This is a genomic window from Vulcanococcus limneticus LL (assembly GCF_002252705.1).
In the GTDB taxonomy this organism is placed as follows: Bacteria; Cyanobacteriota; Cyanobacteriia; order PCC-6307; family Cyanobiaceae; genus Vulcanococcus; species Vulcanococcus limneticus.
Genome location: NZ_NQLA01000018.1, coordinates 26885 through 47742, shown reverse-complemented (window position 1 = coordinate 47742; position 20858 = coordinate 26885). Strand labels below are relative to the sequence as shown.

The following is a 20858-nucleotide window of genomic DNA, read 5'->3' as shown; positions in this document are numbered from 1 at the left end:
GCTCTGCTGAAGCTCCTCAGGCCCGCTCAAGCCCCGGCAGAATGAGAGTCCTCTGAGCGTTTGGCCCGCATGGGTGTTCTCACGGCCCTGGCGATCCTGGCGGGCCTGATCGTGGTGCATGAGGCGGGGCACTTCTTCGCGGCCACCTGGCAGGGCATCCGGGTCAGCAGCTTCTCGGTGGGCTTTGGGCCGGTGCTGCTGGAGCGGCAGCGGCGCGGCGTGCAGTTCGCGCTGCGGGCCATTCCCCTGGGCGGCTTCGTGGGCTTCCCCGACGACGACGAGGACAGCGCCATCCCCGCCGATGACCCCGACCTGCTCAGGAACCGCCCCCTGCCCCAGCGGGCCCTGGTGATCGCCGCCGGGGTGCTGGCCAACCTGCTGCTGGCCTGGGCGGTGCTGGTGGCCCAGGGCGCCATCGTGGGCATCCCCGCCGGTTTCAGCGCCACGCCGGGTGTGCTGGTGAGCGGCGTGCAGGCGGGCCAGGCCGCCGCCGCCTCAGGCCTGGCGGCCGGCGACCGGATCGTGGGCGTCGATGGCCAGAAGCTGGCCGGCGGCCAGCAGGCCGTGGTGGACCTGGTGGCCCGCATCAAGGGAGCCCCGGACCAGACCCTGACCCTGGAGACCGAGCGCAGCGGCCAGCTGCGCCGCCTGCGCCTCACCCCGGCTGACGCCGATGGCATCGGCCGCATCGGCGCCCAGCTCCAGCCCTTCGGCACGGAGGCCTTCCGGCCCGCCAAGGGTCCCGGCGAAATCCTGGGCCGCGCCAGCCGCGACTTCGTGGTGCTCACCAAGCGCACGGTGGATGGCTTCGTGACCCTGGCCACCCACTTCGGCCAGACCGCCAGCCAGGTGTCCGGTCCGGTGAAGATCGTGGAGATGGGGGCCACCCTGGCCAAGCAGGGCGGCAGCAGCCTGTTCCTCTACACCGCCCTGATCTCGATCAACCTGGCGGTGCTCAACGCCCTGCCCCTACCGCTCCTGGATGGCGGCCAGTTCGTGCTGCTGCTGCTCGAGGGCCTGCGGGGCCGGCCCCTGCCCGAGAAGTTCCAGATGGCCTTCATGCAGTCGGGCTTTGTGTTCCTGGTGGGCCTGAGCCTGGTGCTGATCGTGAAGGACACCAGCCAGCTGGCGGCGGTGCAGCAGCTGCTGGGCCGCTGAGCCGAACCCTTGCGCACAGCCGCTGAGCCACCCGGCTGAGCCTTCCCCCGATGCCCCGCTTCCCCAGCGCCAAGCGCCGCGCCCCCGAGCTGCTGGAGCGCCTCGGCGATCTCTACCCCCACGCCACCTGCTCGCTCGACTGGCGCACGCCCTACGAGCTGCTGGTGGCCACCATGCTCTCGGCCCAGTGCACCGACGAGCGGGTGAACCAGATCACCCCGGCCCTGTTCGAGCGCTTCCCCGATGCGGCGGCTACCGCCGCCGTGGAGCCGGAGGAGGTGGAGCCCTATGTGAAGTCGGCGGGCTTTTTCCGCAACAAGGCCAAAAACATCGTGGCCAGCTCGCGGCTGCTGATCGAGCGCCACGGCGGCGCGGTGCCGCGCACGATGGAAGAGCTGCTGGTGCTCCCCGGCGTGGCCCGCAAGACGGCCTCGGTGGTGCTGGCCTGGTGCTACGGCATCAACGCCGGCGTCACGGTGGACACCCACGTGGCCCGGCTGAGCCAGCGGCTGAAGCTCACCAAGCACGGCGAACCACGCCGGATCGAGCCCGACCTGATGCGGCTGGTGCCCCAGGCCGACTGGCAGAACCTCTCAATCCGGCTGATCTTCCACGGCCGGGCCATCTGCACCGCCCGCAGCCCCCGCTGCGGCGCCTGCCCGATCGCCGACCTCTGCCCCAGCGGCGACACCCTCACCACCACGCCGGTGCGCGCAGCAGTGCGCTCGACCAAGCCGGGAACCACGGCGCGGTAGGCTCAATCCTCATTGGATCCTGAGCACCAGCCGCATGGCGAAGAAGTCGATGATTGCGCGCGACGCGAAGCGCCAGAAACTGGTCGACCGCTACGCGGCCAAGCGCGCTGCCCTCAAGGAGGCTTTCGAGTCGGCGGCCGACCCGATGGAGCGCCTGGAGATCCACCGCAAGATCCAGAGCCTGCCCCGCAACAGCGCCCCCACCCGCCTGCGCAACCGCTGCTGGGCCACCGGCAAGCCCCGTGGCTACTACCGCGATTTCGGCCTGTGCCGCAACCAGCTGCGCGAGCGCGCCCACAAGGGCGAACTGCCCGGCGTGGTCAAGTCGTCCTGGTGAGTGCCGCCGGGGCCTGCGGGCCCCGAACGCTCCGGCCGGGCCTACGCCTCTTGGCCCACCACCACCCCGTTCCGGCGCCTTCGGGCGCCTTTTTTGTTGCGCGCGCCGGCGTCGCCCCCACGACAGTTCAGGCCCGGATGCGAGAATCCCCCTTGACAACAAAACGGACATAAGCGCAAGTGCAAGGTCAGACGCAGTCGATCTCCTTCGATGGTCGGGAGATCCGGCTGACCACCGGTCGGTTCGCCCCCCAGGCCGGGGGCTCGGTGTTGGTCGAATGTGGTGATACCGCCGTTCTGGTGACGGCCACCCGCTCCGGCGGCCGCGAAGGCATCGATTTCCTCCCCCTCATCTGCGACTACGAGGAGCGGCTCTACGCCGCCGGTCGCATCCCCGGCAGCTTCATGCGCCGCGAGAGCCGCCCCCCCGAGCGGGCCACCCTGATTGCCCGGCTGATCGACCGGCCGATGCGGCCCCTGTTCCCCAGCTGGATGCGGGACGACCTGCAGATCGTGGCCACCTGCCTCTCGCTCGATGAGCGGGTGCCGCCCGATGTGCTCGCCGTGACCGGCGCCTCGCTCGCCACCCTGCTGGCCAAGATCCCCTTCCACGGCCCCATGGCCGCCGTGCGGGTGGGCCTGCTGGGCGACGACTTCGTGCTCAACCCCAGCTACCGGGAGATCGAGCGCTCCGAGCTCGATCTGGTGGTGGCCGGCACCCCCGAGGGCGTGATCATGGTGGAGGCGGGCGCCAACCAGCTGCCCGAACAGGACGTGATCGAGGCGATCGACTTCGGCTACGAGGCCGTGAGCGAGCTGATCAAGGCCCAGCAGGCCCTGCTCAAGGAGCTGGGCATCGAGCAGGTGATCCCCGAGGCCAAGGTCGAGGATCCCACCCTGCCCGCCTTCCTCGAGCAGGAGTGCTCCGCCGCCATTGGCGAAGTGCTGCAGCACTTCGAGCAGACCAAGGCCGAGCGCGACGAGAAGCTCGACGCCATCAAGGCCGAGGTGGTGGGCAAGATCGCCGCCCTGGCCGAGGACGACCCGATCCGAGCCGCCGCCAGCGGCAAGGCCCTGGGCAACAGCTACAAGGGCCTCACCAAAAAGCTGATGCGCGGTCAGATCCTCAAGGAGGGCAAGCGCGTCGACGGCCGCAGCCTGGATCAGGTGCGCCCGATCAGTGCCGCCGCCGGCGTGCTGCCCAAGCGCGTGCACGGCTCCGCCCTGTTCCAGCGCGGGCTCACCCAGGTGCTCTCCTGCGCCACCCTCGGCACCCCGAGCGACGCCCAGGAAATGGACGACCTCAACCCGTCCACCGAGAAGACCTACCTGCACCACTACAACTTCCCGCCCTATTCGGTGGGTGAGACCCGGCCGATGCGCAGCCCCGGCCGCCGTGAGATCGGCCACGGCGCCCTGGCCGAGCGGGCCCTGATTCCCGTGCTGCCCAGCAAGGAGAGCTTCCCCTACGTGCTGCGGGTGGTATCGGAGTGCCTGAGCTCCAACGGCTCCACCTCCATGGGCTCGGTGTGCGGCAGCACCCTGGCCCTGATGGATGCCGGCGTGCCCCTCAAGGCGCCCGTGAGCGGCGCCGCCATGGGCCTGATCAAGGAGGGCGATGAGGTGCGCATCCTCACCGACATCCAGGGCATCGAGGACTTCCTCGGCGACATGGACTTCAAGGTGGCCGGCACCGAGAAGGGCATCACCGCCCTGCAGATGGACATGAAGATCACCGGCCTGGCGGTGAAGACCGTGGCCGACGCCGTGAACCAGGCCCGTCCGGCGCGCCTGCACATCCTCGAGAAGATGCTCTCGGCAATCGAGAAGCCCCGCGACACCCTCAGCCCCCATGCGCCGCGCCTGCTCAGCTTCCGCATCGATCCGGAACTGATCGGCACCGTGATCGGCCCCGGCGGCCGCACGATCAAGGGCATCACCGAGCGCACCAACACCAAGATCGACATCGAGGACGGCGGCATCGTGACGATCGCCAGCCACGACGGTGCCGCCGCCGAGGAGGCCCAGCGGATCATCGAGGGGCTGACCCGTCGCGTGTCCGAGGGCGAGCAGTTCCAGGGCACCGTCACCCGGGTGATCCCGATCGGCGCGTTCGTGGAGATCCTGCCCGGCAAGGAGGGGATGATCCACATCTCGCAGCTGAGCGAGGCCCGCGTCGAGAAGGTGGAGGACGTGGTGAAGGTGGGCGATCAGGTGACCGTGCGCGTGCGCGAGATCGACAACCGCGGCCGCATCAACCTCACCCTTCGGGGCGTGCCCCAGTCGGAGCCGGCTCCCGTGGAGTGAGGCCCCCTGCCGAAGCGCCGCACCCCAGCAGCAGGGCCTGGCAGTCCTCAATGTTGGCCCCGCCGCGGGCCATCGCCAGACTCAGCGAGGGCAGCGGCCGCTGAAGCGGTGGGAGGGCCGTCAAGGTATCAGTCCTCCAGGGGCAGGCCGCCGAACAGCAGGCGGCCCGGCGCCGTGGGGGAGGGATCGAACCAGTACTGCTCCAACAGCGTCAGGAACACCGCGCGGGGCAGCCGCTCCGGTGGCAGCCCCAGTTCGCCGAGCATCGCGGCGAGATTGGCGGCGATGCCCTCCACCGGGTGTCCATAGGCCGCCGCGAAGGCCTGCAGATCGGCCAGCTCCAGCACCCCGTCGCCATCGAGATCCAGCACATCGAAGAAGCCGCCGGCGGCACGTTCGATGAAGACCCGGGCCTGCTCCGGGTTGGCCTGGTAGGCCGCCAGCACGCGCTGGTGGGAATCCACGAATTCCCGGAGTGTCACCACGCCGTTGCCATCGCTGTCGCGGCGCTGCTGCTCGTGGGCATAGGTGTCGAGCAGCAGCTGCAGCAGATTGGCGAAGGGAGGCCGCCGGCCCTGCCAGCGGGCATCGATGCTGCGGGCCACGGGGGCAAAGTCCTGCGCCAGGGAGTGAACCCCATCGCCGTCGCGGTCATAGAAGCGGAACAGGCGTCGATAGCGATCGATCAGGACCTGGGGGACACGCATGACAGGCATCGGCGGGGAGGTGGCAGGGCGATCGGGAGGCCGCTGTCGGCGAGCTGAGCGCTGGGGGCCATCGGATTCCAGGTTGCTGCATGCGGGGCGCCATGGCAGCAGAGCCGCGTGGGTTCAGCCGAAGCGCACCATCAACCGCTCGAAGCCGCGGAAGCGGTCGGCCACCAGCCGCTGGGAGGCGGCTTCGTCCACCTCGATCCGCTCATAGCGCTCCAGCCAGGCCCGCAGCATCGCCCGCACCTCCAGACGCGCCAGCTGCAGACCGAGGCACTGGTGCAGACCTGGGGCGAAGCTCAGGTGGGGATTGGGCCGGCGATCCACGAGGAAGCGATCCGGCTCGTCGAATAACCGCGGATCCCGGTTGGCGGCACCCACCAGGGCCGTGAGCGAATCCCCGGCGGCGATCCTCCGGCCGGCAATCTCCAGCGCCTCCGCGGCGACACTGGCGTTGAGCGCCTGCGCCGGTGGATCGAAACGCAGCGCCTCCTCGACGGCGCTATCCACCAGGAACGGCTCCTGACGCAGGCGCGCGTAGAGCCCTGGCTGCCGGGCGAGGATCAGCGCCAGATGGCTGATCAGCAGCGGCACGGTGTACAGACTGGCCGAATAGAAGTTGCTGGCGATGATCAGCAGCAGTTGCTCATCACCCATCTCGAGCCCCGTCCGTGGATCGGCGATCAGGCGCCCGAGCAGATCCTGGCGGGGCCGCTGGCGACGTTCGTGGATCAGCGGCAGGAAGAAGTGCCGATACACCTCCATCGCCTCGTCGCCACCACTGGCACTCTCCTCGGTCTGGGTGAGGCCGCGGGCACGCACGAATGGGCCCACCTGTTCAAGCACCTGCTGCTGTCGCTCCGGCGGGACGCCCATCAGCATGCTGTTCACCAGCAGCGGCAGCGGGTGGGCCAGGCTGGGCATCAGATCCAGCCACTGGCCTTGCGGGATCCGGCTGAGCCGATCCGCCAGAACGTCGTCACAGAACCGCCGCAGCTGCTCCAGGTCGATGGCGTGGTACGCGGCGAGCACGTGCTGACGCGCCAGCGTATGGGCCTCTCCATCCATGTAGGGGATATCGACCTTCTGGCGCTGATAGATGCGGTCGGCCCCGAAGCGCCGGATCAACTTGTCGAGATGCTCCTGCCTGTGCAGGCGCGGATCACGCATGCAGGCCTCCGCTTCGCTGTAGCCCAGCACCACCCACATCCCCGGCCCCTCACACCACTGCACAGGGGACTCCTGGCGCAGGGCCGCATAGATGGGATAGGGGTCCGGATGGCCGGGCAGACAGGGGTCGGACTGGAAGGCCCTGCGGTCGTCGGCGTTCAGGGGCATGGCGAGACCAGCCTGGCGTGGGGTGGAGCGCTGAGCCCAGTGTCGCCGCCTTGGCGGGGTTGCGCTGCCGCAGCGGGGATGGCACTGCCGTTGGATCCCCCCGACGACGGATCCGGACACCTGGAATCAGACGACAAACCCCGGATCGATCGTCGCCAGCGCCACCGCGGCCGCCTCGCACAGCAGCCGGTGGCTGGGGCCATGGCTGGCGATCAGGCAGCCCGCCTGGCGCACGTCCCCGTCGTTGTACGAGAGGGGCCGGCCGTCGGCGTGGCTGAAGGCCCCGCCGGCCGCCCGCAGCACCGCCTCGGGGGCCGCCATGTCCCAGTCCTTGGGAGCGCTCTTGCCTGAAAGGGAGATGTAGAGATCCGCGTCGCCCCGCAGGATCGTGGCCACCTTGCCGCCCACACTGCCGACCGCCCGCGTGTCACCCAGCGCCAGCGCCTGCAGCAGCTGCTCCAGGCGCTGGTCGCGGTGGTTGCGGCTGGCCACCAACACCAGCTCACCGAGGGCACGACGGGGGCTGAGGGCTGGCGCGAACCGCTCACCGGCGCGGTTTTCGCGCCAGGCCAGGCCTGGGGCCTCGGCTCCGGCCCCCACGAGCCCGAACCAGAGCTCCTCCAGCTCCGGCAGCAGCACTACCCCCAGCACCGGCTCACCCCGCTGCAGCAGGGCCAGATGCACGGCGTACTCGCCCGTGCCCTGCAGGAAGTCCTTGGTGCCATCGAGCGGATCGAGGATCCACAGCCACTCGGCGTCCAGGGGCACACCGGCACGGATCTGCTCCTTGGCGGTCTCCTCGCTGAGCAGGGTCCAGGCGGCGCTGGGGAAGGCGGCGGCCACACCGTCGAGCAGCCACTGGTTGACGGCAAGATCCGCCGCGCTCACCGGGCCTTCGCCGCCGTCATCCACGCTCAGGGCCAGCGGGAAGCCGTAGGGGGGCTGCACGCCACGGCCGTAGGCCCGCAGGATGTCCGCCGCACCCCAGCTGAGGCGGCGAAGCTCGGCCAGCAGGGGCTCCAGCGCCACGCCCTGCGGCAGGCAGACGGCGGGCCGGCCAGCCGCAGGGGGTGCAGCGGCGATGCCTTGGCTGGCGGGCTGCATCATGGAGGGGCCAAAGGGGCATTGTGATGCAGGGGGAGGAGCCGGCCGCCGGCGTGCTGTACCTGGTGGGCACCCCCATCGGCAACACCGGCGACCTCTCCCCCCGCGCCCGCCACGTGCTCCAGGGGGCCGGCCGCATCGCCTGCGAGGACACACGCCGCAGTGGCCTGCTGCTGCACAACCTCGGCATCAAGAACCGGTTGGTGAGCTTCCACGAGCACAACCAAAACGCCCGCATCCCGGAACTGCTGCAGGCCCTGGAGGCCGGCGAGGCGGTGGCGGTGATCAGCGATGCCGGCCTGCCCGGCATCTCCGATCCCGGCGAGGCCCTGGTGGCCGCCGCCCGGGCCTGCGGCCGCAGCGTGATCTGCGTGCCGGGACCCTGCGCCGTGACCACCGCCCTGGTGAGCAGTGGCCTGCCCAGCGGGCGCTTCTGCTTTGAGGGGTTCCTGCCGGCCAAGGGGCAGCAGCGCCGGGCACGGCTGCGGGAGCTGGCGGGGGAACCCCGCACCCTGGTGCTATTCGAGGCACCGCACCGGCTGCTGGATCTGCTGAACGACCTGCTGGCCGAACTGGGCGATCGGCCCCTGGCCGCCTGCCGTGAACTCACCAAGCGCCATGAGCAACAGCTGGGGCCCAGCGTGAGCGCCGTGCTGGAGCACCTTCAACGCACGCCGCCCCAGGGGGAATTCACGCTGGTGCTCGGCGGGGCGCCGCCCCAGGAGACCGTGCGCCCCAGCGACGCCGAGCTGCGGGCCGAGCTGCAGCGCCGGGTGGCCGCCGGCGTCAGCAACAGCGACGCCGCCCGCCAGCTGGCGACGGAAACGGGCCTGCCGCGCCGTGAGCTCTACGCTCTGCTGCACCAAGCACCGACGACCCCCCTGGAGGCCCCCTGATGCTGCTGCGCCTGCGCCTACTGCTGGGCAGCCTCGGCGGTGGAGCCCTGCTGCTGCTGCTGCTCTGCCTGGGGGCCCAGAACCTGGATCAGCGGGCCAGCCTCAACCTGGGCTTTGGCCGCACGATCGCGTTGCCCACAGGCTTCCTGGTGGGCGTGGCGCTGGTGCTGGGCGTGATCTCGGGTGGCACCGCCACCGCACTCCTGCTGCCCCGCGGCGGCGATCAGGCCCCCGGCAGGGAGTAGAGGGCGCCGCCCTCCAGCACCAGCCTGGTGATCCCCTGCGACACCAGATACGGTGCCGTGCGCTCCAGAAGGCGCGGCTCGGGCACTGGGATCACCCGCTGGGTGCGGCCGCACTGGCGCTTGGCTTCGCGCGGGTTGGTGAACAGCATGAGGGCCTGGCGCTCCGCCTCCCCCTCGGGCAGGCTGCCGAGTTCGGGGAAGTCGGCCAGGGGCTGGGCCTGGAGTTCCACGGTCTTGTCCACCAGCAGGTAGAGGCGAGCCGGCAGAGCCGCGGACGCCAGAGGCTGCACCGAGGTCAGCGACCGCTGGGCGGCGCCATCCCGCACGGGCCCAGGGACAACAGCCACCGGGATGAAGACAGCGTCGCAATCGTCGTCGTCGCCCTCATCGAGAGTCTCATCACCGAAGTCGTCGGCATCGTCGATGGCGAGGTGGGAACCGCTCTCCGCATCACCATCCACCACGCCGGCGGCGACCTCCATGACGTCAGCGCCCCCCGTGGGTTCGGAGCCCTCCGAGGGGTTGGCACGGTCAAGGTCGAGGGCCGCCCCCTCTAGGGCCGCAACAGCCGGGACCTCGGCGGTCGGGCCCTCCATGGCAACAGGAACGGACGCGGCCGGCACAGGCTCGGGCGCAGCCGCCCGGCCCCGCTGGCGCTTGAGGGAGGCCAGCTCGCTGGGATCGATGGCCGCCTTCACCACCCGGCTCACAGTGTTCGGGCTGCAGCCGAAGGCCTCAGCCAGGGCCTGCCCCGTCTCGCCCTGGCGGTAGCGCACCACGATCTGCTCCTTCTGGCTGTCGCTGAGCCGGGTGGCCGCCATGGAAGCTACGGAACTGCAGCCCGCCACTGTAGAAGCCGTGGTGGGCCCGCGCCGGCTATTCCTCCAGGCCAAGCGTCATGGTGGCCTCCCCATCGGCCCAGCAGCGCAGCATGTAGCCATCGAGGAAGGTGCCCTCGGGGAGGAGATCGGGACTGAACAGCATCCCCACAAAGGTGATGTGGGCGAAGGCATCGGCCCAGCGCAGCTCCACCCCCAGCACGTGGCTCTCAGCCAGGAAAGGATGCGTGATGCGCAGGTGTCCCAGGCCGGGGAGATCCAGCCGATGGAAGCCGGGGAAGGCCACGCAGCAGCCTGCGGCGCTGACATCCCAGAGCTTGCCGGTAAGGCTGCTGGGGCCGAGTCCCGTGGGCAGCTCCAGCACGGCCGTGACCACAGCCAGGGTGGACGGCATGGGGTAGCGCTCAGTTCGCCGCGGGATCAGGGGGGGATTGGCTCCAGCCATGGCTGCGGCCAACAGACCACCCAACCCAGTGGTTGTACATCACAAACGAGCCCCCAGCCCGCTCCATGACCAACTGCGACGATGCCGACGATGCCGACGATGCCGAAGAGATCGCTGGTCCCGCCCGTGGCGGCTGCCAGAATGGCCTAGGCGTCCAGAGTGACCCGCCCGCTCCCTTAGCTCAGCTGGATAGAGCAGCTGCCTTCTAAGCAGCCGGTCGATGGTTCGAATCCATCAGGGGGCGTTTCAGCACATCGTTGGCGCCGAGGGCGGGCCGTGCATGGTTGAGACCTGGCCACGCTTCGATTGCCTGTCCTCTGAGCCACCTGGCCCTGGCACTCCCCAGGGGCTGCCGCTTCACGGGGCCTGCGCTGGCGGGATCAAGGTCCTGAGCCCGGCAGCGCTGCCACTCGAAGGAGGAAGCTCAGGTGCTGCGCTCCAGCAGATGGCCGGAGTTCCAGCTGAGCAACGCATCGAAGTGATCCATCAAGGAGTCACCCCTCAGCGCAGCGGCACGAACACCCGGTTGCCATTGGCCTTGTTGGCGAACACGGCATTGCCCTGCACATAGATCTCCCGCTCCCAGAGGCCGCCCAGGGTGTCCCGCAGAGTGGACAGGGGGAAACCCTCCTTGACCAGCCGGTAGGTCATCGCCTTGCCGTCCTTCCAGACGATCCGAACCGTGCCGTCGTTGCTGTGGCTGTCGCGGCAGGGAATCGGCCGGTCGTTGTAGGCGCAGTCCTTCCAGGGTTCGGCGCGGCCAGGTGCGCTGCCGAGGATCAGGGCGGCCATCGCGGCGCCCCCAAAGAGCCGCCGGATACCGGGGCCACAGCCCAGCGGTGCACGCAGCCAGAGCAGCCATTCGGTCATCAGAGCCCCCATCCCCCCCCCCTGCAGTATCTGCATGGCGAGCGCGTTTGTCCGCGAGATGGATGCTGCGGTTTGAGCCGGCGAGGTGGCGGACCTGTGGCAGGGAGACAGAGCCGACGGCTGCAGCTGCTGGGCTGGGACGCTCTTGGACATCAGCCGAGGCGGCCTCTGCCTGATCTCTCGGGCCCAGGAGGTGGCGATCCCAGCGTCCGAAAGTCTCTCGGTGCACCTCTACGACCGACGCAACCGTGACAGCCTGCCCAAGGGCTGGTTCCTGAAGTGCTACTTGGCCAATGGCAGCTCAGCCAGGCGCCGTCCCAGACCAGCAGCCTGGGCGTCCAAGACCGCGACAACGCAGGATTCGGCCCGCCGTAAGGCCTCCTGGGCCTCGGCGGCGAACTGGCCCTGCGCCTCATCCAGCCCGCTCTCTAGCAGCATCTGCACGGAATCCTGGGTCCTGCGGAGCTGGGCCAGCGCGATTGAAACCTGCACGACTACCTCACAACGGGTAGACCAATCCCAATCTAGACAGCAGCAGGCTGGGAAAGATCGGAAATGTAGACACAGTTACAACACGAGAGGGTCTGGGCGCTAGAGCGCGCCACGGCAAAACACTGGCGTTCGGCGCCGCTCTGCCTACGTTGAAGCCAGCGGCCAGCCGGGCCCCATGGCAACAGACCACAGCATCGTGTCGAGCCGAGAGGCGAGCAGCCAGCCTGGGAGTGGCGCTTTCCCTGAGCTGGAGCCTGTGCTGCGGCGCCAAGGCCATCGACCCGACGGGCTGATCGAAGTGCTCAATCGGGCCCAGGAGCTGCACGGCCAGCTCACGCCGGCGCTGCTGCGCCACGTGGCCGCGGCCCTGCGCCTGCCCCTCAGCCGGGTGCAGGGCACCGCCAGCTTCTACCACCTGTTCCGCTTCAAGCCACCGGCGGCCCACCGCTGCGTGGTCTGCACCGGCACCGCCTGCCATGTCAAGGGGGCCGATGCCCTGCTGCGGGCCCTGGAGCGGGAGTTGGCCCCCGGGGGGGCAACGGAAGCGGCCGGTGCCGAAGCCATCGAGCTGGGCACGGTGCGCTGCGTGGGCACCTGCGGCGGCGCGCCGCTGGTCGTGGTTGACGAGCAGGTGTGGAACCACCAGACCCCCGCCAGCGTGCTGGCGGGCCTGCGGGGGCTGCGGCGATGAGCGGCATCCTGCGGGTATGCACGGCGGCGGGTTGCGCCGGCTGCGGCGGTAGCGCGCTGCGGGAGCAGCTCGGTGCGGTGATCGCCGCCGCCACCACCGGCGATCCGGCCAGCGGACTTGCGCTCAAGGGGGTGGGCTGCCTGGGCCCCTGCGGCGAAGGCGCCCTGCTGGAGCTGGAAAGCGCCTCGGGGCGCCGGCTGTTCGGGGGGATCACCCCGGAGGGTGTAGCGGCCGTGGCGGCCAGCCTCGCCAACCTGAGCCCTGGCACGGACCTGGGGACCTGGGCGCCGCCCGCAGCCCGCCCGATCGACCTGGAGCAGCCCTTCTTCCGGCTGCAGAAGCGGCTGGTGCTGGAGCACTGCGGCCGGATCGATCCCGAGTCGCTCGCGGAGGCCCTCGCCGCCGGCAGCTACGGCCAGCTGCGCCGGGTGCTGCAGGAGAACAGGCCAGAGGCCGTGATCGAGCAGGTGCGGCGCAGCGGGCTGCGGGGTCGGGGTGGCGGCGGCTATCCCACCGGGCTCAAGTGGGCCACGGTGGCGCGGATGCCGGGCCCCGAGAAGGTGGTGGTGTGCAACGCCGACGAGGGCGACCCCGGCGCCTTCATGGACCGCAGCGTGCTGGAGGGCGATCCGCACCGGCTGCTGGAAGGGATGGCGATCGCTGCCTGGGCCGTGGGGGCCAGCCGTGGCTTCATCTACGTGCGGGCCGAATACCCGATGGCCATCGCCCACCTGCGCACCGCCATCGCCCAGGCCGAAGACCAGGGCCTGCTGGGTGCGGCCATCGCCGGCAGTGCCTTCGGCTTTCAGCTGGAGCTGCGGGTGGGGGCAGGCGCCTTCGTGTGCGGCGAGGAGACGGCGCTGATCCACTCGATCGAAGGCCAACGCGGCGTGCCACGGCCCCGGCCGCCCTACCCGGCGGAGGTGGGCGTGTTCGGCCTGCCCACCCTGATCAACAACGTTGAGACCTTTGCCAGCGTGCCGCCGCTGCTGGCCATCGGCGCCGAGGCCTACGCCGCCATCGGCACCACCAACAGCGGCGGCACCAAGGTGTTCTCCCTCACCGGCGACGTGCGCCTGGCCGGCGTGCTGGAGGTGCCGATGGGAACCCCGATCGCCACGATCGTGGAGACGATGGGCGGCGGCGCCCCCGACGGCCACGCCATCAAGGCGGTGCAGACCGGCGGCCCCTCGGGCGGCTGCGTGCCGGCCAACCGCCTCGACACGCCGGTCGACTACGAGAGCCTGCAGGAGCTCGGCTCGATCATGGGCTCGGGCGGCATGGTGGTGATGGACGACTCCACCTCGATGGTGGATGTGGCCTGCTTCTTCATGGCCTTCTGCCGCGAGGAATCCTGCGGCAAGTGCATCCCCTGCCGCTCCGGCACCGTGCAGCTGCACCTGCTGCTGCAGAAACACCTGGCTGGCGAGGCCGATGCCGCGGACCTGGCCCAGCTGGAGAGCCTCTGCCACATGGTGAAGGACACCAGCCTCTGCGGCCTGGGCCAGAGCGCCCCCAAGCCGGTACTCAGCACCCTGCGCCACTTCCGCGGCGACTACCTGGCCCTGCTGCGACCCGAGCCCGAAGCCACCCCGGAGCCAGTGCCATGAGCGTGCGCACCCTGCGGATCGACGGGCGCGACCTGGCCGTGCCCGAGGGCACGACGCTGCTGCAGGCGGCCCGGGAGGCCGGTATCGCCATCCCCACCCTCTGCCACCTGGAGGGCCTCTCACCCGTGGCCGCCTGCCGGCTCTGCCTGGTGGAGATCGAGGGGACCGACAAACTCCTACCCGCCTGCATCACGCCGGCCAGTGAGGGGATGGTGGTGCAGACGGCAACGCCGCGGCTGCAGGACATCCGTCGCACCGTGGTGGAGCTGCTGTTCACCGAGGGGAACCACGTGTGCGCCATCTGCGTCGCCAACGGCCACTGCGAGCTGCAGGACCTGGCGGTGACCACGGGCATGGACCACAGCCGTCTGCCCTACCGCTTCCCGGCCCGGCGCGTCGACCTCTCCCACCCGTTCTTCGGCCTGGACCACAACCGCTGCATCCTCTGCACCCGCTGCGTGCGCGTCTGCGACGAGGTGGAGGGCGCCCACGTGTGGGACGTGGGCTGGCGCGGCGAGCACTGCCGGATCATCGCCGGCCTCGACGAGCCGTGGGGCGCCGTGGACGCCTGCACCAACTGCGGCAAGTGCGTGCAGGTCTGCCCCACCGGCGCCCTGTTCCACAAGGGCGACACCACCGCCGAGAAGCACGACGAGCCGGCGCAGCTTCAGGCCCTGGTCCACGCCCGCCACCACCAGCAGTGGAATCCATGAGCAGCGGCACCGGCCCCAGCAGCAGCGCCACCTCCAGCCGCAAGGTGCGCCTGGCCACCGTGTGGCTGGCGGGCTGCTCCGGCTGCCACATGTCGTTCCTCGATCTGGACGAATGGCTGCTGGAGCTCGCCGAGCTGGCCGAGATCGTCTACAGCCCAGTGGGCTCCGACGTGAAGACCTACCCCGAGGGCGTCGACGTGTGCCTGGTGGAGGGCGGCGTGGCCAACGCCGACAACCTGGAGCTGCTGCATCAGGTGCGCACCCGCACCCGCGTGCTGATCAGCTTCGGCGACTGCGCCATCACCGCCAACATCCCCGGCATGCGCAACATGCTCCACGGTGCCGATCCGGTGCTGCGCAAGGCCTACCTCGAGCTCGCCGATGGCAGCGGCCAGTTGCCCCACGCCCCCGGCATCGTGCCGGAGCTGCTGGAGCGGGTGCTGCCGGTGCACGAGCTGGTGCCGGTGGAGCTCTACCTACCGGGCTGTCCGCCGTCGGCGGCCCGCATCCGCGCCGCCCTGGAGCCGCTGCTGCAAGGCGGCTGGCCCGAGCTGAGCGGGGCGGATCTGATCCGCTTCGGCTGAGCCCTACCCACCCCAACCTCGCCATGGCTCCCCCCCGCCGCACGATCACGATCGATCCGGTGACCCGCATCGAGGGCCACGCCAAGATCACGATCCAGCTCGACGCGGCGGGCGCCGTGGAGACGGCCCGCTTCCACGTGACGGAATACCGCGGCTTCGAGAAGTTCTGCGAGGGCCGGCCCTTCACCGAGATGGCGGCGATCACGGCCCGCATCTGCGGCATCTGCCCGGTGAGTCACCTGTTGGCGGCCGCCAAGACGGGCGACAAGATCCTGGCGGTGACGATCCCGCCCACGGCCGAGAAGCTGCGGCGGCTGATGAACCTGGCCCAGATCACCCAGAGCCACGCCCTCTCCTTCTTTCACCTCAGCAGCCCCGATTTCCTGCTGGGCTGGGACAGCGACCCGGCCCGGCGCAACGTCTTCGGCCTGATCGCCGCCAACCCCGACCTGGCCCGCGCCGGCATCCGCCTGCGCCAGTTCGGCCAGGGGGTGATCGAGGCCCTGGGGGGGCGCAAGATCCATGCCGCCTGGTCGGTGCCGGGGGGGGTGCGCGAGCCCCTGGGCGAGGAGACGCGCGATCGGATCAGCGCCGGCCTGCCGGAGGCCTTCGCCATCACGGAGCGGGCCCTGGGCCTGTTCAAGACCCTGCTCGACACCCAGCTGGGTGAGGAGCTGGAGGTGTTCGGCAGCTTCCCCTCGCTGTTCCTGGGGCTGGTGGGCCCGGGCGGCCTGTGGGAGCACCACCGCGGCGCCGAGGCCGGCTGCGGCATCCGCATCGTCGACAGTGACGGGCAGATCGTGGCCGATGGCCTGCGGGAGGACGACTACGCCTCCTTCCTGGCCGAGGCGGTGGAGCCCTGGAGCTACCTGAAGTTCCCCTACGTCCGGGCCCTGGGCCCGGAGGCGGGCAGCTACCGGGTGGGGCCCCTGGCCCGGCTCAACCTGTGCGAGCGCATCGGCACGGAGCAGGCCGACCGTGAACTGCTGGAGCTGCGTCAGCGGGGCGGTCGGGTGGTGACGGCGTCGTTTCTGTATCACCTGGCCCGCCTGATCGAGATCCTGGCCTGCCTGGAGCAGATGCAGCAACTGCTCGACGATCCCACGATCACGGCGACCCACGTGCGCGCCCGGGCCGGCGTGAACGCCCACGAGGCGGTGGGGGTGAGCGAGGCGCCGCGGGGCACCCTGTTCCACCACTACCGGGTGGATGAGAACGGCCTGATCGAGGCGGTGAACCTGATCATCGCCACGGGCCAGAACAACGGCGCCATGAACCGCACCGTGACCCAGATCGCCCGCCACTACCTCAGCGGCGAGCGACTGACGGAAGGGCTGCTGAACCGGGTGGAGGCGGGCATCCGCTGCTTCGATCCCTGCCTCTCCTGCTCCACCCACGCCGCCGGCCAGATGCCACTGCTGGTGGAACTGGTGGGTGCCGATGGCCAGCTGCGCGACGTGCTGCGGCGGGACTGAGCGATGGGCACCGGGCTGGGCGGTCGCAGGGGCAACGGTGCCAGCGGACTCCGGCGCCACGGGGCAGGCCGGCTGGTGATCGGCATCGGCAACAGCCTGCGCCAGGACGATGGCGTGGGCTGGCGGGTGGCCGAGGTCCTGGCGGCCCGGGTGGAGGCCGGCGCACTGGCGCAGCTGGAGGTGCTGGCGGTGCAGCAGCTCACCCCCGAGCTGGTGGAGCCGATCGCCGCGGCCAGCGCCGTGGTGCTGGTGGATGCGGTGATCACGGCGGTGCCGAACCCAGGCGCTGACGCCTCGCTCGGCTTGCCCCCCCTGCACCTGGATCCGCTGCGACCCGCCAGCGCCTCCGCGCGCGCACCCCTGACCCACCACGCCACGTCCGCCGGACTGCTGTCCCTGACCACCGCGCTGCATGGCACCTGTCCATCGGCCTGGCAGCTGCTCATTCCGATCGCTTCGGCCTGCACCGGCTTCGGCGAAGAGCTCAGCCCCGGCACCAGCGCCCGCCTGGCGGAAGCCGTGGAACTCCTCACAGCCTGGGCGCACCGCCATGCATGAACTCGCCCTGATGGAGGAGCTGCGCCGCCTCGCCGTGCAGGAGGCGCGGGCCCAGGGTGCCAGCCGCATCCACCGGCTACGGCTACGGATCGGCAGCCAGGCGGGGGTCGATCCCGAGGCCCTGCGCCAGGCCTTTGCGGTGGTGATGGGGGCGAGCGATCCCCAGGGCCAGCCGGAGGACGCGGAACTGTGCGGTCGCCCCATCGCGCTGGATCTCGATGTGGTGCCCACCGTCTGCTTCTGTCCAGACTGCGCCCAGGAGTTCCACCCCGCCGACGTGATCCACGCCTGTCCCCGCTGCGGCGCCCTGGCCTCACGCATCCTGCGGGGCCGGGAGCTGGAGCTGGTCGGCCTGGAGGTGTCCTGATGTGCGGCCAGTGCGGCTGTGGGGGGGGCGCTGCCCCAGAGGTGGGGGCGACAGCGGCAACCCCGATCGACGCGCCGGAGGCCACCCGCCAGCTCACCCTGCAGCGCCGCCTGCTGGAGCGCAACGACCTGCAGGCCGCCGCCAACCGCAGCCACTTCGAGCAGCACGGCCTGCTGGCCCTCAACCTGCTCTCGGCCCCCGGCTCCGGCAAGACGGCCCTGCTGGAGCAGCTGGCGGCGCGCTGGCCCCACCCGCCGGTGGGCGTGATCGTGGGTGATCTGGCCACCGACAACGACGCCCGCCGCCTGCAGGCCGCCGGGGCCCGCGCCGTGCAGATCCGCACCGGCGACCTCTGCCACCTGGAGGCCCACCTGGTGGAGCGGGCCTTCGCCCAGCTCGACAGCCGCGGCATGGAGCTGCTGGTGATCGAGAACGTGGGCAACCTGGTGTGCCCCACCGGCTTCGACCTGGGGGAACACCTGCGGCTGGCGGTGCTGTCGGTCACGGAGGGGGAGGACAAGCCCCTCAAGTACCCGGCCCTGTTCCGCAGCGCCGATGCCGTGCTGCTCAACAAGATCGACCTGGCCGAGGCGGTGGCCTTCCGTCGCGATGAGGCGCTGGCAAACCTGGCGACGATCGCGCCGGCGGCCCGGCTGTTTGAGGTGTCGGCCCGCAGCGGCACGGGGCTGGTGGAGCTGATCGGCTGGCTGGAACAGCAGCGGAGTCAGCGGGGGCTGCAGGCGCGGGCCCACGCCCACGGCTGAGCCCGCCATGGACGGGGTCCGCAGGGTGGGGCAGGCAGCGCCACAGCGGCTGGAGCTCCAGCTGGAGGGGCTGGTGCAGGGGGTGGGCTTCCGGCCCTGGGTGCACCGGCTGGCCACGGGGCTGGGTCTGCGGGGCTGGGTGGCCAACGGCCCCGATGGCGCCGCCCTGGCCCTGGAGGGGGATCACCCGGCACTGGAGGCGTTTCTGGCGGCCCTGCCCGAGGCCAAACCCGCCCACTGCCGGATCGACCGTGTGGCGATCCGCTGGGGGACCAGCCAGGGGGAACCGGCGGGGATGCGCATCGCCCCCTCCACCGCGATGGCCCCAGCGGGCGCCGATGGGGCCGCGGGCGGATCCGCGCCGGCGGCCCGGGCCCTGGTGCTGCCCGATCTGGCCACCTGTGCGGCCTGCCTGGCGGAGCTGCGCGATCCCGGCAATCGCCGCCACGGCTACCCCCTGATCAGCTGCACCGACTGCGGGCCCCGCTACAGCGTGCTGCGGCGCCTGCCCTTCGAGCGGGAGCACACCAGCCTGGCGGACTTCCCGCTGTGTGCGGCCTGCCGCCACGAATACGGCGACCCCGCCGACCGCCGCTTCCATGCCCAGACCCTGAGCTGTCCGGCCTGCGGGCCGCGGCTGGCCTGGCTGGACCTCGGCCGGAGCAGCGCGAGTGCCGGCGGGACTGCAACGGCCCATGGGATCCACCCCGGCCCAGGAGCCGCGGCGACCAACCGGGCCGCCATCGCCGCTGCCGCGGCCGCCCTGCGCGCCGGGCGGATCGTGGCGCTGCAGGGTGTGGGAGGCTTCCAGCTGCTGGTGGATGCGGGCAATGCCGTGGCCGTGGCGGAGCTGCGCCGCCGCAAGGGCCGGCCCGACAAGCCCCTGGCGCTGATGGCCCCACGGCAGTGGATCGAGGCCCACGGCCGACCCAGCCCGGAGGAGACGGCCCTGCTGGACTCGGCGGCCGCCCCGATCGTGCTGCTGCGCCAGCGCACGCCGGCGCCCATCGCCGCCGCCGTGACCCGGGGGAGCGCCTGGCTTGGGGTGATGCGCCCCACCAGCGCCCTGCACCACCTGCTGCTGGAGTCCTTCGGCGGACCTGTGGTGGCCACCAGCGCCAACCGCTCCGGCGAGCCCCTGGCCTCGGATGCCACGGCTGACGGCGCCGTGCTGGCCGCCCTCGCCGACGGGGTGCTCAGCCATGGGCTCGCCATCGTCAACCCGATCGACGACGGGGTGGCACGCGTCGCGGGCGGCCAGCCGCTGCTGCTGCGCCAGGGGCGGGGCCATGCCCCCATCGCCCTGGATCTGCCGGAGGGCAGCGCGGCTGGCCGGACTGGCACCGGAGCGGGCGCGATGCTGGCCCTTGGCGCCCAGCTCAAGGCCAGCTTTGCCCTGGGACTGCCGGCCGAGGGCGGCAGGAGCCTGGCCCTGCTCAGTCCCGCCCTGGGGGACCTGGAGAGCGAGGCGGGCGCCGCCCACCTGCAGCACACCCTGCTGACCTGGCTCGACCGCCATGGCATCCGCCCCGCCGCCCTGCGCTGCGACGGCCACCCGGGCTACGTGTCCACCCGGCTGGCCCAGGCGCTGGCGGTGCGGGATGGACTGCCGCTGGGGCCTGTGCAGCACCACCACGCCCACCTGCTGGCCTGTGCGGCTGAACACGACCTGGCAGGCCCGCAGCTGGGGGTGGCCTGGGACGGCTCCGGCCATGGCGATGACGGCACCCTCTGGGGCGGCGAGGCGCTGCTGGTGACGCCGTCGGGGTACCGGCGGCTGGCACGGCTGCGGCCCTTCCGCCTGCCGGGCGGCGAGGCGGCGGCCCGCGAACCACGGCGCGCCGCCCTGGGCCTTCTCCATGCCGGGCTCGGAGCGGCGGGACTCGTGGCGCTGCAGAACAGGGACCTGGCCAGCCTGGCAGCCTTCACGCCCGAGGAGCTCACCGTGGTATGCGCCCTGCTGGAGAGCACGAGCGCCACGGCCGCGGCCGTGGCGCCCCTGTGCTCGAGCGTGGGTCGCCTGTTCGATGCGGTGGCCTCCCTGCTGGGCCTGGTGCAACGCTGCAGCTACGAGGGTCAGGCCGCCATGGCCCTGGAGGGGCTGGCCACGGCGGCCTGGGAGCGGGAGGGTGACGCCGGAGCTGGGGGGAGGGGCAGATTCGCGGCACCCAGGGACGCCATCCCCATCCAACGTGGCAACCAGCACCGCGACCAGCGTGGAGGCCAGCACCGCGACGAGTGGGGCGACCAGACCGACGAGCCCTGGGAGCTGGATTGGCTCCCCCTGCTGGAGGGCATCCTCCAGGAGCTGGCCAATGGCCGCGACAGCGGCGCCATCGCCCTGGACTTCCACCGCGCCCTGGCCTCGGCCCTCGGCGAGCTGGCCAGCGCCCTGGGGGCCCAGCAGCTGCTGCTGGCAGGTGGCTGCTTCCAGAACGCCCTGTTGCTGGAACTGGCGTGCGCCGAACTGCACTGGCGCGGCATCACCCCGCTCTGGCCCCGTCGGCTGCCCTGCAACGACGGAGCCGTCGCCCTTGGCCAGCTGCTGGCGGAGGGGCCGGAACCCAGTGAAGGAACCCAGTAACGGAACCAACGAGCGGC

21 protein-coding genes and 1 tRNA gene are annotated in these 20858 nt (G+C 71.2%); 16 read left to right on the top strand and 6 right to left on the bottom strand.

Annotation, left to right across the window (positions count from 1 at the left end):
- Positions 1-69 precede the first annotated feature (69 nt).
- The 4 genes from rseP (at position 70) to CJZ98_RS09245 (ending at position 4556) form a co-directional block, all read left to right on the top strand.
- Positions 70-1158: an RIP metalloprotease RseP gene (rseP, locus tag CJZ98_RS09260; protein ID WP_094590638.1), complete on the top strand. Its 1089-nt coding sequence runs from the start codon at positions 70-72 to the stop codon at positions 1156-1158.
- A 50-nt stretch (positions 1159-1208) separates the two neighbouring features.
- On the top strand, positions 1209-1913 hold the full coding sequence (gene nth, locus CJZ98_RS09255; RefSeq protein ID WP_094590636.1) for an endonuclease III: 705 nt from the start codon (positions 1209-1211) through the stop codon (positions 1911-1913).
- Positions 1914-1947: 34 nt separating this feature from the next.
- Positions 1948-2250: a 30S ribosomal protein S14 gene (rpsN, locus tag CJZ98_RS09250; RefSeq protein ID WP_094590634.1), complete on the top strand. Its 303-nt coding sequence runs from the start codon at positions 1948-1950 to the stop codon at positions 2248-2250.
- A gap of 179 nt (positions 2251-2429) precedes the next feature.
- Positions 2430-4556 carry a polyribonucleotide nucleotidyltransferase gene (locus CJZ98_RS09245; RefSeq protein WP_094590632.1) on the top strand — a complete coding sequence of 709 codons (2127 nt, stop codon included), beginning with the start codon at positions 2430-2432 and terminating at the stop codon, positions 4554-4556.
- Positions 4557-4684: 128 nt separating this feature from the next.
- On the opposite strand, the gene CJZ98_RS09240 is transcribed toward CJZ98_RS09245, so the two are convergent.
- The 3 genes from CJZ98_RS09240 to CJZ98_RS09230 all read right to left on the bottom strand — a co-directional run bounded on the left by CJZ98_RS09240 (position 4685) and on the right by CJZ98_RS09230 (position 7711).
- Positions 4685-5263, bottom strand: a complete 579-nt coding sequence (locus CJZ98_RS09240; RefSeq protein ID WP_232756355.1) for an EF-hand domain-containing protein — start codon at positions 5261-5263, stop codon at positions 4685-4687.
- A gap of 123 nt (positions 5264-5386) precedes the next feature.
- Positions 5387-6604 (bottom strand): cytochrome P450, encoded by a 1218-nt coding sequence (locus tag CJZ98_RS09235; RefSeq protein WP_094590628.1) that lies wholly within the window; start codon positions 6602-6604, stop codon positions 5387-5389.
- Positions 6605-6730: 126 nt separating this feature from the next.
- The gene (locus CJZ98_RS09230; RefSeq protein WP_232756354.1) at positions 6731-7711 is read right to left on the bottom strand and encodes a 3'(2'),5'-bisphosphate nucleotidase CysQ; all 981 of its coding nucleotides are present in this window, start codon (positions 7709-7711) and stop codon (positions 6731-6733) included.
- A 23-nt stretch (positions 7712-7734) separates the two neighbouring features.
- Between CJZ98_RS09230 and rsmI the strand changes: the two genes are divergently transcribed.
- Together rsmI and CJZ98_RS09220 are read left to right on the top strand one after the other, a co-directional pair.
- Complete coding sequence (gene rsmI / locus CJZ98_RS09225; protein ID WP_094590626.1) at positions 7735-8604, top strand: 16S rRNA (cytidine(1402)-2'-O)-methyltransferase; 870 nt, start codon at positions 7735-7737, stop codon at positions 8602-8604.
- On the top strand, positions 8604-8849 hold the full coding sequence (locus tag CJZ98_RS09220) for a hypothetical protein (protein ID WP_094590624.1): 246 nt from the start codon (positions 8604-8606) through the stop codon (positions 8847-8849). Before rsmI ends, CJZ98_RS09220 begins: the two co-directional genes overlap by 1 nt.
- Here the strand turns inward: CJZ98_RS09220 and CJZ98_RS09215 are convergent.
- Together CJZ98_RS09215 and CJZ98_RS09210 are read right to left on the bottom strand one after the other, a co-directional pair.
- On the bottom strand, positions 8828-9670 hold the full coding sequence (locus CJZ98_RS09215) for a helix-turn-helix domain-containing protein (RefSeq protein ID WP_094590623.1): 843 nt from the start codon (positions 9668-9670) through the stop codon (positions 8828-8830). The two genes, CJZ98_RS09220 and CJZ98_RS09215, sit on opposite strands and share 22 nt — an antisense overlap.
- 55 nt (positions 9671-9725) lie before the next feature.
- Positions 9726-10082: a hypothetical protein gene (locus CJZ98_RS09210; protein ID WP_094590621.1), complete on the bottom strand. Its 357-nt coding sequence runs from the start codon at positions 10080-10082 to the stop codon at positions 9726-9728.
- Positions 10083-10303: 221 nt separating this feature from the next.
- On the opposite strand from CJZ98_RS09210, the gene CJZ98_RS09205 reads away from it, so the two are divergent.
- Positions 10304-10377 (top strand) — tRNA-Arg (locus CJZ98_RS09205).
- A 257-nt stretch (positions 10378-10634) separates the two neighbouring features.
- On the opposite strand, the gene CJZ98_RS09200 is transcribed toward CJZ98_RS09205, so the two are convergent.
- Complete coding sequence (locus tag CJZ98_RS09200; RefSeq protein WP_232756353.1) at positions 10635-11039, bottom strand: hypothetical protein; 405 nt, start codon at positions 11037-11039, stop codon at positions 10635-10637.
- A gap of 631 nt (positions 11040-11670) precedes the next feature.
- Here CJZ98_RS09200 and CJZ98_RS09190 point away from each other — a divergent pair.
- The 9 genes from CJZ98_RS09190 to hypF are packed head-to-tail and all read left to right on the top strand — an operon-like array spanning position 11671 to position 20841.
- Positions 11671-12186 (top strand): NAD(P)H-dependent oxidoreductase subunit E, encoded by a 516-nt coding sequence (locus CJZ98_RS09190; protein WP_094590615.1) that lies wholly within the window; start codon positions 11671-11673, stop codon positions 12184-12186.
- Complete coding sequence (locus CJZ98_RS09185; RefSeq protein ID WP_094590613.1) at positions 12183-13796, top strand: NuoF family protein; 1614 nt, start codon at positions 12183-12185, stop codon at positions 13794-13796. The genes CJZ98_RS09190 and CJZ98_RS09185 overlap by 4 nt, the downstream gene beginning before the upstream one ends.
- Complete coding sequence (gene hoxU, locus CJZ98_RS09180) at positions 13793-14509, top strand: bidirectional hydrogenase complex protein HoxU (protein WP_094590611.1); 717 nt, start codon at positions 13793-13795, stop codon at positions 14507-14509. Before CJZ98_RS09185 ends, hoxU begins: the two co-directional genes overlap by 4 nt.
- Positions 14506-15093 carry an NADH-quinone oxidoreductase subunit B family protein gene (locus CJZ98_RS09175; protein WP_094590609.1) on the top strand — a complete coding sequence of 196 codons (588 nt, stop codon included), beginning with the start codon at positions 14506-14508 and terminating at the stop codon, positions 15091-15093. Before hoxU ends, CJZ98_RS09175 begins: the two co-directional genes overlap by 4 nt.
- A gap of 23 nt (positions 15094-15116) precedes the next feature.
- Positions 15117-16568 (top strand): Ni/Fe hydrogenase subunit alpha, encoded by a 1452-nt coding sequence (locus CJZ98_RS09170; RefSeq protein ID WP_094590607.1) that lies wholly within the window; start codon positions 15117-15119, stop codon positions 16566-16568.
- Positions 16569-16571: 3 nt separating this feature from the next.
- Positions 16572-17126: a hydrogenase maturation protease gene (locus CJZ98_RS09165; protein WP_094590605.1), complete on the top strand. Its 555-nt coding sequence runs from the start codon at positions 16572-16574 to the stop codon at positions 17124-17126.
- On the top strand, positions 17119-17493 hold the full coding sequence (locus CJZ98_RS09160; RefSeq protein ID WP_094590603.1) for a hydrogenase maturation nickel metallochaperone HypA/HybF: 375 nt from the start codon (positions 17119-17121) through the stop codon (positions 17491-17493). The genes CJZ98_RS09165 and CJZ98_RS09160 overlap by 8 nt, the downstream gene beginning before the upstream one ends.
- A gap of 41 nt (positions 17494-17534) precedes the next feature.
- A complete protein-coding gene (hypB, locus tag CJZ98_RS09155) occupies positions 17535-18257 on the top strand; it encodes a hydrogenase nickel incorporation protein HypB (RefSeq protein WP_232756352.1) in 723 nt (240 codons plus the stop codon).
- Positions 18258-18264: 7 nt separating this feature from the next.
- On the top strand, positions 18265-20841 hold the full coding sequence (gene hypF / locus CJZ98_RS09150; RefSeq protein ID WP_094590599.1) for a carbamoyltransferase HypF: 2577 nt from the start codon (positions 18265-18267) through the stop codon (positions 20839-20841).
- Positions 20842-20858: the final 17 nt, after the last annotated feature.